Annotated in this window: 14 protein-coding genes; 1 reads left to right on the forward strand and 13 read right to left on the reverse strand. The window is 34.8% G+C overall.

Annotation, left to right across the window (positions count from 1 at the left end; all coding sequences use genetic code 11):
* Nucleotides 1–100: 100 nt before the first annotated feature.
* From QNJ50_RS06125 to QNJ50_RS06145, 5 genes are all read right to left on the reverse strand, one after another.
* Nucleotides 101–1,078 carry a VWA-like domain-containing protein gene (locus QNJ50_RS06125; RefSeq protein ID WP_300633216.1) on the reverse strand — a complete coding sequence of 326 codons (978 nt, stop codon included), beginning with the start codon at nucleotides 1,076–1,078 and terminating at the stop codon, nucleotides 101–103.
* A 203-nt stretch (nucleotides 1,079–1,281) separates the two neighbouring features.
* Entirely contained in the window at nucleotides 1,282–2,217 is a 936-nt protein-coding gene (locus QNJ50_RS06130) for a MoxR family ATPase (RefSeq protein ID WP_300633218.1), read from the reverse strand.
* A gap of 729 nt (nucleotides 2,218–2,946) precedes the next feature.
* The gene (locus tag QNJ50_RS06135) at nucleotides 2,947–3,582 is read right to left on the reverse strand and encodes a peptidoglycan-binding protein (RefSeq protein WP_300633220.1); all 636 of its coding nucleotides are present in this window, start codon (nucleotides 3,580–3,582) and stop codon (nucleotides 2,947–2,949) included.
* An 854-nt stretch (nucleotides 3,583–4,436) separates the two neighbouring features.
* The gene (locus QNJ50_RS06140; RefSeq protein WP_300633222.1) at nucleotides 4,437–5,075 is read right to left on the reverse strand and encodes a sigma-70 family RNA polymerase sigma factor; all 639 of its coding nucleotides are present in this window, start codon (nucleotides 5,073–5,075) and stop codon (nucleotides 4,437–4,439) included.
* A 425-nt stretch (nucleotides 5,076–5,500) separates the two neighbouring features.
* Nucleotides 5,501–5,779 carry a hypothetical protein gene (locus tag QNJ50_RS06145; protein WP_300633224.1) on the reverse strand — a complete coding sequence of 93 codons (279 nt, stop codon included), beginning with the start codon at nucleotides 5,777–5,779 and terminating at the stop codon, nucleotides 5,501–5,503.
* A gap of 812 nt (nucleotides 5,780–6,591) precedes the next feature.
* Between QNJ50_RS06145 and QNJ50_RS06150 the strand changes: the two genes are divergently transcribed.
* A complete protein-coding gene (locus QNJ50_RS06150) occupies nucleotides 6,592–6,993 on the forward strand; it encodes a hypothetical protein (RefSeq protein ID WP_300633226.1) in 402 nt (133 codons plus the stop codon).
* Nucleotides 6,994–7,665: 672 nt separating this feature from the next.
* Here the strand turns inward: QNJ50_RS06150 and QNJ50_RS06155 are convergent.
* The 8 genes from QNJ50_RS06155 to QNJ50_RS06190 all read right to left on the reverse strand — a co-directional run bounded on the left by QNJ50_RS06155 (nucleotide 7,666) and on the right by QNJ50_RS06190 (nucleotide 15,829).
* Nucleotides 7,666–7,893, reverse strand: coding sequence for a hypothetical protein (locus QNJ50_RS06155; RefSeq protein WP_300633228.1), 228 nt, complete (start codon nucleotides 7,891–7,893; stop codon nucleotides 7,666–7,668).
* Nucleotides 7,894–8,058: 165 nt separating this feature from the next.
* Nucleotides 8,059–9,018: a glycosyltransferase gene (locus QNJ50_RS06160; RefSeq protein ID WP_300633382.1), complete on the reverse strand. Its 960-nt coding sequence runs from the start codon at nucleotides 9,016–9,018 to the stop codon at nucleotides 8,059–8,061.
* Nucleotides 9,019–9,204: 186 nt separating this feature from the next.
* On the reverse strand, nucleotides 9,205–10,485 hold the full coding sequence (locus QNJ50_RS06165) for an ABC transporter ATP-binding protein (RefSeq protein ID WP_300633229.1): 1,281 nt from the start codon (nucleotides 10,483–10,485) through the stop codon (nucleotides 9,205–9,207).
* 1 nt (nucleotide 10,486) lies between these two features.
* Nucleotides 10,487–11,362, reverse strand: a complete 876-nt coding sequence (locus tag QNJ50_RS06170) for an ABC transporter permease (protein WP_300633230.1) — start codon at nucleotides 11,360–11,362, stop codon at nucleotides 10,487–10,489.
* Between the two features lie 149 nt (nucleotides 11,363–11,511).
* Nucleotides 11,512–12,579 (reverse strand): glycosyltransferase, encoded by a 1,068-nt coding sequence (locus QNJ50_RS06175; RefSeq protein WP_300633231.1) that lies wholly within the window; start codon nucleotides 12,577–12,579, stop codon nucleotides 11,512–11,514.
* 114 nt (nucleotides 12,580–12,693) lie between these two features.
* Nucleotides 12,694–13,977 carry a glycosyltransferase gene (locus tag QNJ50_RS06180; RefSeq protein WP_300633232.1) on the reverse strand — a complete coding sequence of 428 codons (1,284 nt, stop codon included), beginning with the start codon at nucleotides 13,975–13,977 and terminating at the stop codon, nucleotides 12,694–12,696.
* 606 nt (nucleotides 13,978–14,583) lie between these two features.
* Complete coding sequence (gene tsaB, locus QNJ50_RS06185; protein WP_300633234.1) at nucleotides 14,584–15,258, reverse strand: tRNA (adenosine(37)-N6)-threonylcarbamoyltransferase complex dimerization subunit type 1 TsaB; 675 nt, start codon at nucleotides 15,256–15,258, stop codon at nucleotides 14,584–14,586.
* A 322-nt stretch (nucleotides 15,259–15,580) separates the two neighbouring features.
* Nucleotides 15,581–15,829, reverse strand: coding sequence for a Ycf34 family protein (locus tag QNJ50_RS06190; protein WP_300633236.1), 249 nt, complete (start codon nucleotides 15,827–15,829; stop codon nucleotides 15,581–15,583).
* Nucleotides 15,830–15,831 lie beyond the last annotated feature (2 nt).

The raw sequence follows: 15,831 nt of genomic DNA on the forward strand, positions 1-15,831 counted from the left end.
ACTCATTGTCCCCCGCCTGCCGACTCAGCCTTGGCGCTCTGGGGTGAGCAACCAGCTTGTTTTAAGGTTTAATAAATCACCTCCTAGTTAAGCAATACCACTATGCGCATCGCAGCGCACCTCCACCCCCTTCCGGTGTGGGTAAAGAACTTTTATTATCAAGGGAATAAGGTCCATAAATATCGCTATCAGCGTAATACAGTTCGCAGTCTAAATGAGGGTAAGAATTAATTATTCCGTCAATTTCACCCAGAAACAGAGATAACTCTTTATTGTCAATGGAACCGGAAGTATCGACAGCAACGTATACTTTAACTGATTCCCCCTCTAAGTTTTCTAAATATAAACCTCTACTAATAAAACGGCGATCAAATCCAGAAAAATCAGTTGGAGTTTTTACTAAGTAACGCCACAAATAAGACCTCCAATCTAGTTGAGCATCTTTTATTGCTCCTAATTCCCGAGCGATTCCCCCAGGAATATTACCGCCAGATTTGCTAAGAGCGATGGTTTCCGATCTAGCTAAAGCATTGCGCCAATATGTTTTTAGTACTTGTTTTTGACTAATTGATAAACTATCTGCAGAGCTATTTGCATTATCATTTGAGCTATCTCCTAATCCGGATTCTAAGAGATCTGGATCGGCTAAACAGAAAGTTTTATATTTATCTACATCTTTCTGTAATAATTCATAAACCTCTTCTACAGTGAATTTTTCTAACTCTAAATCTCTAATTGCTCCGGGTGGTAATTCAAAATTTTTGTCCTCTGCAATAATACCGTTAACAACAATATCAGCAGCAATATTCCACATTATTGGATCTCTCGTTCCACGTCGCACAACATGTAATAATGCTGCGTGTAAAACTTCATGTAAAAGTAAACCATCTTGTTGGTTTCGGGTTAGAGAAAGTAAAAATTCATAATTAACAAAAATGTTTTTACCATCTGTTCCGGCTGTGGAATGTTCGTTTGTTTGAATAAAACTAGCAAATAAAGCCAAAGTCGCAAAGAAAGGCTCGCGCATTCTTAAGCGCAACAGGGAAGCACTGATTATTTTGTCTATAGATTGCTTCATATTATTATTTACTTATCTATTTAATATTTAATTCTGTTTGAATTTTTACTTCTTATAGCAGCAAACACCTCGTTTAGGACATCATAGTTTTGCTTTAAAGGGAACAGGGAACAGGGAAGGGGGGAACAGAAAAATTTCCTATAAATTATGGCAACTGTGATACTTTTCACTTCTTACTTTTTACTTCTTACTTGCGCCCAGCACTAATGTGCGACTAATTCCTGAAAATCCTTGAAAAAATCGCGCAACTTAGCATCTCTTTGAATCAGTGAGGCTAAAGCTCCCATTTGTCCATTACTGCGCAGGGAATGAAACATGTCTGTCGCAAATAGTTGTACCCACTCAGCGCTTGCTTTCCTACTCAACCAATTGAAAGCATTGTAAGCACGCTCGGCTCTATCGGCTCTAACTGTTAATCCTGTGGTAGTTGCATAACGAATGGAAGGTTCTTGAGGAAAAGGGGTATTTTCTCCGTCACCATTTAAAATTGGTTCTAAATTCGGTAAATTATCGTACAAAGTAATGTAGCTGTTAAATTCTGCCGCTGCACCTTCCCCTACTGCTGAGACAATATCTAATCCAATTTCATATAAATGACTCGCCATTACCCAAGAACGTGGTGATGGCCAAGCAGGCTGTTGCCTGTCTATTTGATGCAGCAGGGTGGAACGAAATGATAAAAATGCAATTATGTGCTCGTTTATTCCGTTGGAAAGAGCATAAGTTTTAAAACTATCAAAATCAGGTTCTACCTGTAAGTGTAAAAATCGATTTGCTAATGGAGTGGGCATATCAAATACAGCAGCACGGTCTTCCTTACGATTTCCTGCAGCCCAAACATACCAACCCGATGGTACGAGGTAAGAACCGACTCGACGGTCCAAGATTAATTGTTGTGCAACACCTTGCATCGCCGGAGGTGCCATATTCAGTTCGTCTAAAAATAATATTCCTTTACCCGTACGAGGTAAAAAATCTGGTGGATACCAACTGGAAACACCGTTAGAAGCAACCGGTAGACCTCTTAAATCTGTAGGTGCTAATTGCGATAATCTCACATCCACAAAGTTTATTTTATGCGCGGAAGCAATTTGGGAAACAATACTTGATTTACCAACACCAGGGGGACCCCAGATCATTGTACTGATTTTGATGTTTTTATTAACTAGTTGGTTTAGGTAATTTTCTAACTGCTGTGGGGTCATTGGGCAAAAATTAAAGATAATTAAAAATAACAGGTAACTAAATAAGAATAAGAGTTTTTGGAACACCACTGTAAAAAGGTGTTCGATTTAATTGTTTTCAGTAAAAAATCGCTCTGTTGATGAAACTTCTCTAAAAATATGACGAAGGCAAAATCAAGCAATCTTTTGATTCGATGTAAGGGAACCAGTAAATTTTATGAATAATAAATGCGACTGTCTAAAGTGCGATCGCATCTACAAGACAAAATGTCGTTATAAATTTAACAAGCACTCAGCGATGTTGTCTCTAGTTTTGTGGTGGTGAAATATTATTTGTGGCGATGAAATATTAATTTTACTTTAGGGTCGATCTCAACTCAGTCATCTAGATACTTCTGAGATATTATCTGTCAGTAAATATTATTTAAAATCCAATTATGGAAAAATTTTAGTTAAATAATGAAAATGGAAATAATAAAATCAAATTTCATGAAGTTATATTTGTATAAAAAGACCTAAATTATTTTGCTTAAAAACTCAAAAATTTAAAGGGTAACCCTCACTAGGCTACCCTTATTTTGTGAAAAAATGTAATATGAATTTTGCATTTTACGGTAGATGTATGTTAGCGTTTTTCCACCAAAAATATTGCAAGTCAACAATATTGCAATAATTGCAAATATACTACGCAAAAAGTACTTGGTAGGTTTGACGACCAAATATTCCGTCAGCTGAAAGCCTCTTATCCTTTTGAAATTGTTTAACTACCGCTTCAGTTCTAGGACCAAAATCACCATCTATCCCTAGTCTATATCCTTTCTCAACTAGCCGACGCTGAATTTTTCTGACATCTTGACTTTTTGCTCCACGCTTTAAGACAATACCGAATCTTGGGCGTAGTTCTTCACGTACGCTGACAACTGATTGTCTGGATTTTGTATTGTCATAAATGAGTTTTGCTGCGTTTAAGCTGGCGATACGAACGCATCCATTGGAATCAGGATATTCGGGAACGATTGGATAGTAATGGAGAGCAATTCCACGGGAATCATCTTGAAAACGCGTTACCCATTCCGCTTGTGGAAATTGACTAAAACGACGTTCGTGGTAATTTACTGGAAATTCACCTTTTGGAGTACAACTCGTTCCACTTCTTTTACTGGTTGCAATATCATCGCAATTTACACCGGAAACACCTTCACCTGGACTGCAGTGAAATGGACCTTTTTCTTGTGCTGCTGCATTTGGTCCAGTCCATTCAAGTGTCACTTCTTGTTTCCATAAGTCAACGATGACTTTTGATATGTATGTTTGTGCCATTAGATTATTAATAATAATTGTATTGCTGGTCTGCGACAAAAAATGATTTCCTGTTAAAAGTAGTATTCCGGATAACTTTTTATAGAAGCCATTTACGCTCGTTTGCTCTGACGATGAATACCGATCCAGGCTGTTTAATTCCAGAAAATTAGAATAATTTCTTGTAATATCTATTTCTTGTGACATCTTTGGATGCTAATGCTCGTGCATACAACAATAGCTTTTCAGTAGATCCAAGAAAAGTTATAAGACAATAGGGTTAAGTTAAGAATTTTTGTGAAACAAAATTGATGTAGAGACGTAGTATGCTACGTCTCTACCAATAAATTCAGACTTATCTGAACCGGTATTAATGTGCCGGTTGCGTAAGTTCTAGTATTATTTGTGAAAGAAAATTAGATAGAAAAAGAAAAGTGGGATATCCCTCAATACAGCGATCATCTACAGCAACAAGCGATCGCAAAAAAGATTACGGATTTTTTTATAAATCAATTATTTAAATCATCTATTAGAAAACGAGAAGTTTTTGAGCGTCATCAATTGCTGAATTAATCAAAAAGTTTTCTACTAATGTTAATAAGTAATTGCATGTAGCCATCATTTTGCTCGCAATATCCTAATTTCAAATTGCAGATTTGACGAACTATTATTAAACTATAAAGAAAGCAATTAATCACAATGTCCAATTCACTTTATCTCAACCAGTATTTTTCGTCTATAAATGATTAGAAAAAGTGCCCACTCACACCAAGTCAACTGATATTTATATACAACAAAAGATTAAAGTGAATCATTAGAAAGATTCTTGGGGTAATACTATGCATCAAAAATCTTAGATTCTAAATGTCACAGCATTAGTTATCTTCTCGAATCATTTCTAAAAATACTCCTCTTAATTCTTCTAATGCTCTTTCCTTTCGCTTCCGAAGTGTAGCAACTTTGACATTTTTACCTTTTGAAATATAGTGATTCGCAATTTCATTCCAAGATAGATCTCGTACAATTCGAAGCTCTAAAAGTTCTCGTTTATCTTTGGGAAGTTTGCTCATGGCTTTTCGAACTTGAGACATATTTTCGCTCTCCAAATCTGTAATGTCTTCACCATTAGACATCATTGATTTAACTAATTTAGGGTCGGTTTCAAAATCTAAAGGGTCATGAGGTATTTTCTTGAATGCTGTAACTGGATATTCTTGGCGGTTTAGTTCTCGAATGCAATTTAAAGCTGTGAGTTTCATCCAAGCTTCTACATTTGGAATTTCCTCTTTTTTCTTAACTTTTTTGTCATATCGAGTTAGAACCTCCATGATAATTTCATCAGACTTATAATTTTTAGCCATATTAAATTGTCGTAAACGGTTTTGAACATTCTTATATAGTGAATTCCAATTAATAACAGTATCTAGTTCTGGGTATGTTCTTCGGAGTAGTTCCATATGTGCAAAAATAAAGCTTTGGGTTTTTACATATAACTGTTCCTTCATGTTTTTCATTAATACCTCATTTATAAAAGATTACTAAAAGAAAAATCACATCCCTACTTCAGGGTGGAGGAATCTGCTTCTGGGATTTTACGCAATATTTTTGCCTTGTAATATCAGCTTTTTGTACATCCTATTAAAAAAATGATGTTTACAAGGATATTTGTGACATCATTATGCAAATTCACGTAAGTGTTTTTGTACACAAAAAAGCTATTTGACTATTAGTTATAATCACGGTAAATACACTCTTAACTGTGGAACTACGTACATCTGTGCGAAGAACAAACCTTGATTTTTTAGATTAGTCATAAAATTAGCGAAGTTTATCAGTATTAATACTGTTTCAATCTTTGGACTGATACATTTATAACAGATGGGTAAGAAGTTATATCAGTATTAAAGTAAAATAGGATAAAACCTGGTTGACTTAAGGTTTAGTTCTGAGTTTGCTCGGGAATACTGCAATTACTTTCTTTATTGAGTTGATATTCAAATTCCCAAAATTTAATCTGGAGTTCCCCTTCGCCACAACTGGAAGTTACTATCGCTACTAGGCTGGGTGTAATTATCGTCAAGGAAAGGATGATAAGCGAATAAGGTAATAAGGTAGAAGGTATTTTTTTTGGAAAAGTATTTGGTGAGCTTGTTGCTTTTTCGTGCATTTGTCTGTGTTGTGAATCGGATTTAATCGCATATTTAGTCTTTCTTGTCATAGCTTTTCAGTACTTTTTTCTGGCAAATTTAATAGGTTTGGGAAATCTACTTTCGGGGCTTTACTTAACATTTATGCTTTGTGCTCTACCCGTTTCGGATCCCTCACAATAGAATGATCGTTATAAGAATGTTTGTGACTAATAAGACTTAAGTACTTAAGTGATTTAAAGCAATATAACAGTTGTTTTAAATACTTTTAAGATTAATCTCTATATTTGGAATTACCGACAAAATGAATCGCTTTTAAATTTTTATATGAAGGAGTATGTCACAAGTTGATATGTCCAGATCATTAAGTAATGAGTGGTTTAAAGGTCTTATAAAATCGTGAACAAACTACAATACGGTTCAATAAAGGATAAGTGTAGGTTGCTTAAAGCAACGGTGTTTGCTCACTTCACCCTGAGTAACCCCAACAAGTTCCCAAAAATGTCAGGTTTCGTTTGTCAGTTCGACCTAGGAAATTTAAGTTTTTTGTTCTAATTAAACCGTATTGTCATAAGTTCTGGAATTTCCCAAAACTCTAATTGAAACTGAACTTAGTAACTCGAATAATCTTTATAAGTTTTCTAGTTATAAGTTATACCAGTTTAAAAAAATACTACTACACATCAATTATTCCAATCTGTTCCCTGTTCCCTTTTATAAAAGAAGTGTAGTCATATTAAAGGAAATTGGTATTAAAGAGTTTCTCTCATTATTAATGCTTTGAAGCGTACTTGAGAGAGAAAAACTGAAGTACAAACGTAATAATTAGCGTTAAACAAAGTATATAATCGCGATGATTTAATAGACCACAGAAAAACTATCTATGAAAAATTCTCACAAATTTGCAACCATGAACACTCAATCAAAAGAACCTCCTAACCCTATTGTCATTATTAATCTAAAGACGGACACAAATAAACATGACGAAAAAGGTCAAGTGTTTGAACCAGTAAAAGAGGATTGCATATTATCCAAAATATTAAAATATTTTAAAAAATATAGCGATCACTACGTTCGTACAGCGCTACAGCAAGCAGATAATAGACATTTATTTGACTTATTACAAGAATATTGCAGATTATCTAAGTTATTTGAGCCTTCTGAAAGAGATATAGATAAAATCGCAGCAATTTTAGAATTAGCCCAATATGATGCTGAATTGAATTGTCTGATAAACGAAGCGGATCGCTTAATTGCTTACGAACTTGAATTACAGTCAATTTAGGACTCAAAATAAAGGTCATTAATACAGTAGCGATCGAGTCCCGAGTACTAGAAGTATTATAATTTCTGGAGTTCATATTTGAAGAATTGTTCCCAAATTATGAGTGTCAGTTCGATTTCCATAGGGTGTATCTTGCTCGATCGACAATATAATTGTTTTCCTGCTGTAATTTGTTTGTGAGAGGATGTTTTAAAAGTCCCAAAATATTACTTTATTGTTGTTACTCGATTTTATTACAGGGAAGAATCAAGGTTTAGTCTATGTAATGAGATGCTTCACTGTGCTTGCTATGAGAACAAAAGACTTTTAAAACATCCTCTGAAATATTTTTACATGAACCTATCCCACTAATATGATTTTTGCGAAAAAGCTTAAGTATTTTAAGAACTAAAAACGAAAAATCAAGCTTTCCAGGCAAATTTTACTCAAACAAATAAGCATTTTTAGAATAGTGGGATAGGTTCATTGTTCAATAGAATTGACTTCCAGAGAATTTCTGTTTGTATTTACAACTAAATATCAAGTTTTACGTGTATTCTATTTCAGTTCCAGAAACTACAGAACATCTCCAGAGAGATGTTCGTAGTTAAATTTATTTAAGCTTATTTATTTAGTATGTAGCAATTTGGGATAAAAATTGGATTAGCCCGAAAAAACCATAAATTTCACAATTTACAGCGTAAAACTTTGATATTGATTACAAGTCAAGTAGTTTTTCTGAAAGGATGTGACTCCAAAATATTTATGAATCACTTTGACGTTTTGTACTCCCACTTGGCTTATGGGTGCTGGTTTCATTTCCCCACGAAAATCTAGAATTTGGACAATTACCAAGTATGCTAATGCTAACAGTATAGAAAGTGCGCCCGTAATAATTGCAACAATTTTTCCCCGGTTCATTAATAATTACCTACAATGCCAATTGCTTTTAAGTCTATCTTAATCTGTCACCATTGTTGAGATATTTAAAGCATAATGTTTTGATTTCTACTTTCATAAGATTAGGGAATTCGAAATATTTATTGATATTAAAATATTTATTAGTAAAAAATTATTGGTAAAAGATTATTGATAGAAACATTTGCTAATGCTGTACTTAAAAAATAAAATGTAACTAGTAATTAGTTCTATTTGTCGAAAACCACAAATATTTTGAAAAAGATTATATGTAAATTGCTTACTTTTACGTTTGAAATTAGGTTTTATAGCTAGTGCTTCTTCCAAAAATTTTAAGTATGATGAATAATCACAAAATAAAGATTCTCTAGCTAACTTAAAATAACATAGTGCAATTGCATCACGATATAAATCGCACAAATTATGAGACTTTAATAGCTGATGTTCTACTTTTTTTAAAACAATATGATGACCTTCTAACCATCTAGATTTAGAGGTAGTAGAAACAGTAACGTTACCGTATCTCCGATAAATTGAGTAGCAACCAGGTTGGTATGCTACCTTTGCACCACTCATTACTACAGAAATAAAAAAGTCTTTATCCTGTACGATCGCTAGATTTTCATCCCAACCATCACTATTCTCCACAGCACTTCTGTTATGAAGTATGGAAGCAACAGCAGTCCACCAATTAGAGATGAGAGATGCGAGAATATTTTCTTGCTGTCCCGAAATTTTAATTTCTTCGAGAATACTCGTACCATCAGGTAAATTTAGTTGATGTCGCCAATCACCATAAACTACATCATTCCCTGTCAATTCTAAAAAATCAACTTGTCTAGTAATTTTTTCTGGGAGAATGTAATCATCAGCATCTAAAAATTGAATATATTCGCCTTTTGAGATTTCAAAACCATGATTTCTTGCACAACAACCTCCTCGATTTTTAGAAAAACTTTCCCAAATAACTTGATTATTGTAACTTTTGATAATATCTAAAGAATTATCGGTTGAACCATCATCAATAACAATAATTTCGATTTGAGGATAAGTTTGTTTTAAACAACTATCGATAGCTTCTCTCAGCCTATTAAAACAAGGTATAATTATCGAAACTAACTTATGCAAATGTAATTTTTGCTGGATATTTAGACGTGAAGGAAATTCACTCCTGTCTCCTGTCTCCTGTCTCCTGTCTCCTGTCTCCTGTCTCCTGTCTCCTGTCTCCTTAATTCTGCTATTCTTTTCTAGATACAACTAAATTCTCGGAAATTTTAATTTTCCCGAGTACTTAGCAAATTGAGAATATTTTATTTATTTACTAACAACCGCCCATTCACGTGGTTGATAAAATAAACATCTACTCACTGTTCTATTACTTTTAACGGTAAATCTAAAAGAATCAACTATGTCAAAGGAATAAACCCCTTTTCTTATATATATTTTTGCACTATATATCCCAGGAGTTAAAGTACAATAGGGCATATGCATTTGAATTTCAGATTTACCTTTATTGATACTTAAAAGGTTATTGTCACTATTAGAAGTTATATATAAAACTAAGCCCATCTCTCCAGAAAGAGATGTTATTAACATCCCCAAATTAGCGCCATCAATTTCCTCGTGGGCTTGACATTCTACGGAAAAATAAGCGGATTCTCCCGACCATAAATTATCTAAAGTATTTCCTTGGGGATCTTTAAAACACAAAGATAGAATATCTAAGCCGTTACTTTGTGCTTTTGGTTTGGGAGGCAATACCATTTTACCCAAAGCGTTACCTGTACCACTTAAACAAAGGTCTTCTTCGTATCTACGAATTACTGATTCTGTTTCTCCGTAAGTAATTAATTGACCTTTGCGTAAATAAACAGAAGATTCACAAACATTGAGAATACTGTGGGAGTTATGGGAAACTAAAATAAAAGCTGTACCTTTTTTACGGATTTCTGCCAACTTGCGATGGCATTTCATTTTAAATTTAATGTCCCCTACAGCTAACACTTCATCGATCAGCAAAATATCTGGTTCGATGTGGACAGCACAAGCAAATCCTAACCTTGCAGCCATACCGGAACTATAGGTTTGTACTGGTGCATCAATCGCTTCAGCTATTTCCGCAAATTCTACAACTTCATCAAATCTTTCTCGTATTTGCTGGGTTGATAAACCCAAAATTGACATATTGGCGTAAATATTTTCTCGACCAGATAAAATTGGGTTAAATCCTGCTCCCAATGCAATCAAAGGTGCTACTCTTCCCTTAATTCTGATCGAACCTGTATCTGGTTTGATTAGACCACTGATAATACGCAGCAAGGTACTTTTTCCCGCACCATTGGATCCAACTAAACCTAAAGCTTCACCTTTTCGTAGCTTAAAGCTGACATCCTTAAGAGCCCAAAATTCTTTGGTTCGTAAAGTGTCACTTTTCCTAGTTCCACCAGTTAGTTCTGTGGCAATATCTGTGACACCATAAAACAAAGAGCGTTTTAAATCCCGACAAAATTTTTTGGAAACATCGTCTATCTCGATAACAGCTTCATTGTCATCTTTTGGCGCAACTGCTATTTCTTTATCTTTTAAACTAGTCATGTTAGGAACTTACTCTTTCAACCACAAAAGGCATAGCTAAACGAAATCCAATCCAGGTTAAAAATAAACCTACGATAGTGACAAGACTCACTACCCAAAATCCCACAGTTTGAGTCAGTAATCCAGTAGTCGCTAACTCTCTGGTAGTAACCAATAGGGGAGTTACTGGGTTAAATTTAACTAAAAATCCAAATACTCCATCGCTAGGAACTGGATAAACCACAGGGGTTAAAAATAACCAAAATCCAGTTACTAGTGTTAAACCTTTGGATATATCTTGATATAAAACTCCGAAAGGAGATAGCATCACGCCGATAAATGTTCCCAGCATGACCAAATGTATTAGCGCCACAGGAGCTAAAATCACTGACCAGGTTATGGGAATCCGAAACCAAAGAAATAAAGCAACAATTAAAATTAATTTGATTGAAAAATTAAAAAATACTTCTCCCAATTTTGATAAGATTAAAGCCTCTCGAGGAAACTTTACCCTAGCCAACATTGGCTTAGCTGTTGTAACTGCTTGGATGGGACCATTAATCGCTTCAACAAAGGTTTGCCAAAGAGCGGTACTAAACATTACATAGGCTGGATAAGGTAAGAAAGTCTCACCTACATTAATGACTTTGGCTTCATTTGCTAAATTAAATCCAGCAGCCATCACAATGGGGGGAATAAAAGCCCAAATAATTCCCAGGAAGGACTGACGGTACTGAGCGCTAATATCCCTGACCATTAGTCTCCAAGCAAGTTCGCGAGAAGCTAGTAAATCTAGCCACATTTGTTTCAGTAATTGCCGAGGATGCCGTAACTGACTTTCAGGAGTATAAAATTCCTCTGGTCGTCTCGGAGGCTGTAAATGTTTGCGTCGTTTCAATATTTATGACCCTTTATTAAAGTTTGTAATATATCCTTTGGACAATCTACGCTAACCTAATTTGTAATTCGTAGTTTCTAGCTTGGCATTAACCATATTAGAAGTTACGAATTACCTTCACCTAACAGGTGTAAATGATCAATTACAAATTATGATGATGCTGTTGTAACAGTAGATTGCTGAGCTTTTGTAGTCGATATCAGCTTGTTAGGTAAATACTTGTTCGCATAGCGATTGGTAACAAATTTATTAAAGAATTTATCTATCGGTTTGAGGATTTTACCGAATGCGCGAGCCAAATAACGATTACCAAAGGCTAATTTACGACATAAAGGATCGACAATTGTCATCCGTCTGCGCCAGCCTAATCTGTTATATTTATTTTTAAAATATTGATCTTCCGTTGCATTCCACTTTTCACGCAAGCGTTTTAAGCTGTTGAGTTCCCAAGCATCGCTCCAACGTAACATGTAATAAGGTAAATCTGAAAATTCTAGGGGTGGTCCGGGTACATAGGTGACCAAAGAATCTGGTTCTAAATAAATAGTACCTCCTGCTTCAGTCACCAACATGCACAAATCTACATGCTCTTTTGTATTAAATAACTGTTCGTCTAAAACGCCAATTTTGTCGAATATATCCGTGCGTACCATCATGCAGTGAAACTCTGCTAATCCAGTTTGTTCACGTTTTAACTGCGGACGTACTTGCTCGACTTTACGACCTTGCTTGTATATTTTTTCAATAATTTGACGCCGGACATTTCCTTCTTTTTCAATGACTTTTACCCCTGATTCACCTCCAGCACAATGAACCTCTGTATGTAATGGTAAAAATTGACATACTAAAGGACTAACAATTGTTGCACCTGTAGATTCGGCACAGTTAACCATTGCTTTTAACCAGCCAGGAGTAACAGCTACATCGTTGTCAACAAAAACAATATATTTAGTTTTTACTTGGCGCAAACCTAAGTTACGAGCATGATTGGGAGAAAGGTAAAAGTCGGTGCGAATATGTTGAAAATTCTTCTCTTTCGCTTTAGTGGCAATATAATTTTTTATATGTTTCGGAGAGCCACCATCTACATAAATTAGTTCGAATGGATACTCTGTATTTTCGTAAATACTTTCTAGAGATTCGCGGGTGTAACTGAAACGTTCTCTGGGAGCAACGACAATTGTTACATCTTTTGCTGTTGTGTTTAAAGGGCTCATAACTTAATCCTTGCTTAATAACTATTTAGACTCAAAGTCAAACAAAAAATACTTGTATTGTTGATTCGTATTTTTTAGTTGTTTCAACAACTTCTAATTTATTGAGTTTCTAATTTATTGGGGAGTAAGGGAATAAGTCCGCACTGTTTCTGATACAGCAGGTAGCTTATCTATTGAGAGCTGATGATAGATTCGCTCTAATTCATCATTAAGATTGTTGATATCATAATGTGTTTCTACATATTCTCGACCTGATAAACCCATGCTCGACCAAATCTCTGGATGCTCTATCAGGTAGATTAATTTTTCTGCGATCGCAGTTTCATCTTTCTCTGGGACTAAAAACCCTGACACCCCATCTTGAACTAATTCAGGAATTCCACCATGGAAGGTACTAACTACAGGTAAACCCATAGCCATGGCTTCTTTTAAAGTATTTACTGGAGCGTCTTGATTCCCATCACTCGCGGTGACGCTAGGAGCAACAAATATGTGAGTCTTATTGAGAATTTCAATGATTTCCTTTTGGTTCATCCAACCAAGTAGTCGCACTTTCTCACCGATATTGAGTTCTTGAATTACTTGATCTAAATGTTCTTTTAAAGGTCCGTCCCCAATAATTTTAAATTCAATATTTGGTTGAACTTTAGCAACTTTAGCGATCGCACGAATGGCGTATTCTATGCCTTTTTTCTCTACAAGACGACCAGTAGTTGCAATCTGAATTTTTTCCCCAGGAGTAATGTTACGAGTTTGAAAAGTAAATCGACTGCAATCAATCCCCGAACCGTGAACAACAATTTTTTTCGGGTCGCAACCCAATTTAATCGCTCGTTGTCGAAAAAATTCACAGTTTGCGAGGAAGAAGTCTCCTTTAACTAACAGTTCATCATATACATTGTCTCCTTTTTCCTGAAGATAATAGCTAATATCATAGCCACGAAAAGATGTAATTAATTTACCTTTGAGGACTCCAAGATCCCGATATAACATCCCCTCAAGACCATGAATTCCAAATTGACAATGAATAATATCGTAAGGTTCCGACTTTAACATTTGTACGATTGAGTACATCAACCTTAAAGAAAGAGCATTTTTGCCATATTTGATAAAGTTAAATGAGTATAAAAAAGCCAAAGGAGCCTTGTGGAAGTTTGTTAAAAATAATCCTATCCCTTTAACCAATCGCCACAAATAACTTCTTGGTGTTTGCTGCAACAGAGTTGTTTTTTCAAGCAAATTATACTTCGTTATGTCAGTATGATATTTTGACATATTGCCACGTTTTTTGGCATATATGTGAATATCATGTCCGCGATTAATCAAACCCACAATCTGATTGATAATGAAGGTTTCTGAAATTACGGGAAAAGTATCTACCAGGAAAGCAATTCTCATGAAAATTATGTTGCTAAGCGATTAGTACTAGATCTCAATTTTCTCGGTTCAATTTATTGCTCGGGGTTAGAAATAAAATAAAAATATTAAAAGATAAACATCAAAAATAAAAAATGTTCTTAAAATACAAGTGCCTGTACTGTAGAACTTATTTGGGAGCGGATATCTGAGATTTGATACTTGTAATTAAATAGTTTTCAACATTGATTTACTCCAACATCCTTTATCTAGTAAAAAAAGATTTATTCAATCAAGCTAGTGTGATACTAGATACTTGATGGAGATCAGATTTTAATCTTACTTACGTATAATAGAGAACCGTGGATGAAATTAGTTTGCAAGCATTGATTAAATCAAAAGTTAAATATATGGGTATTACTTTGAAAGAGTAATTTTTTTTTAGCAAAAAAAGCAACCTGAAAAAATAATTTTTATAATATGTTTAATTTCAGGCTAATAATAAAATATTTTATTAAAGATATTTTCTGTTTGCTTTAACTATTTGTGGCAAATAAATCAATCATACTAAAGAATTATTTTTATTCAATAGCAGGATGTAATTAAGGGTAATTCTCAATCCAAAGCAAAAGAAGAAAAAGATTCAAATTACATATCTACGGGATGCTGACCATAAAATGGTAGAGCCTCCGACCATAAAGGAAATTTATCATTGCACCAATCTATATAAGCTAATTCTAAAATGCTAATTGCTGTCTTTGCTAATTCAGAATTAGCTTTAAGTAGTTGATAATTATCATTCAAGCCAGAAAGCTTTTCTTGCCAAATTTCTGGAGTTAATACTGTATCTGATAATAAAACTTTGAATGGAGAGTTATCTGGTGTAGTTTGATAAATAGCTGCAAATAATTTACCCCTTTGTGCGGGCATTTGTACGGCTAATATTTTTTCGTCTTTCTTCTCACTAAGTTTGAGATTGGTAAGATAATACCAAGCAAAGGCAGCCAATGTAGAGATTCCAAATACGGGAATATCTAATTGTTGTCCTAAAGTTCTAGCGGTTACCATCCCAATCCTCGTTCCCGTGTAACCCCCCGGACCTTTGGCAACAGATATAAAAGCTAAATCTTGCCATTGTTGTGGTTTAATAAATTCCATTAGACATGGATGCATCTGACTGGATAATTCTCGTTCTAGATTCCAAACACTAGAACGTCTATCTTCTCCATCAAAGTTACTAATTGCTAAACCTAATTCTGGGGTTGTAGTATGTAACGCTAAACCATACTTTTTCAACTGAAGATGCTCTTTTTTATTACTCAAAGGTCAAAGAAAGATTAAGTAGAACGAAATTATCTTACCGGTTCATTTAACCATGTCAGTTTGACCATCGGCAATACCATGGAAAAAGTCTAGAGGTTATTAATTTTACTGATTAATTCAGTCAGCAAGTATAATGCATAAAGTTATGCGAAATTCTAACCAAGATAGCGAAGCAAGATAATTAAGTAGTTTTTGTTAAAGGTTAGGCTTTGGTAACCATAAGTATTTTCTTAATCACAGTTCATATTGTGGCTTATGTCCTGCGGACACGCTGTAGCTGCACTACCTACGGATCCGCTAATGAATTTTGACTTTTAAAGCCCTAAGTCGGTATTGCTTCACCGGGACGCAATCTAGCCCATTTTCCAGCATCCTTCTTAAAGCTAAGACAGCCAACCACGTCCCATTCCATTTCAATTATGTCTTCACGGGGACGAATATTAACATTTATGGATGGTTCATTGGGTTCAAAATCTGGTTCCTCAGTTAAGTGAGGTTGCTGATGCTGGGTTTCTACTGCATTGTAAGTGACACAGCGATCTACATAGTGGCAGTTGACACAAATACACATAG

The sequence above is a fragment of the Mastigocoleus sp. MO_188.B34 genome, from assembly GCF_030065675.1.
In the GTDB taxonomy this organism is placed as follows: Bacteria; Cyanobacteriota; Cyanobacteriia; order Cyanobacteriales; family Nostocaceae; genus Mastigocoleus.

Bases quoted from the DNA above. Each gene is read 5' to 3' on its own strand.
- QNJ50_RS06125 (WP_300633216.1), bottom strand. From the start codon at position 1,078: ATGAAGCAATCTATAGACAAAATAATCAGTGCTTCCCTGTTGCGCTTA.
- QNJ50_RS06130 (WP_300633218.1), bottom strand. From the start codon at position 2,217: ATGATCTGGGGTCCCCCTGGTGTTGGTAAATCAAGTATTGTTTCCCAA.
- QNJ50_RS06135 (WP_300633220.1), bottom strand. From the start codon at position 3,582: ATGGCACAAACATACATATCAAAAGTCATCGTTGACTTATGGAAACAA.
- QNJ50_RS06140 (WP_300633222.1), bottom strand. From the start codon at position 5,075: ATGAAAAACATGAAGGAACAGTTATATGTAAAAACCCAAAGCTTTATT.
- QNJ50_RS06145 (WP_300633224.1), bottom strand. From the start codon at position 5,779: ATGACAAGAAAGACTAAATATGCGATTAAATCCGATTCACAACACAGA.
- QNJ50_RS06150 (WP_300633226.1), top strand. From the start codon at position 6,592: ATGAAAAATTCTCACAAATTTGCAACCATGAACACTCAATCAAAAGAA.
- QNJ50_RS06155 (WP_300633228.1), bottom strand. From the start codon at position 7,893: ATGAACCGGGGAAAAATTGTTGCAATTATTACGGGCGCACTTTCTATA.
- QNJ50_RS06165 (WP_300633229.1), bottom strand. From the start codon at position 10,485: ATGACTAGTTTAAAAGATAAAGAAATAGCAGTTGCGCCAAAAGATGAC.
- QNJ50_RS06175 (WP_300633231.1), bottom strand. From the start codon at position 12,579: ATGAGCCCTTTAAACACAACAGCAAAAGATGTAACAATTGTCGTTGCT.
- QNJ50_RS06180 (WP_300633232.1), bottom strand. From the start codon at position 13,977: ATGAGAATTGCTTTCCTGGTAGATACTTTTCCCGTAATTTCAGAAACC.
- QNJ50_RS06190 (WP_300633236.1), bottom strand. From the start codon at position 15,829: ATGTGTATTTGTGTCAACTGCCACTATGTAGATCGCTGTGTCACTTAC.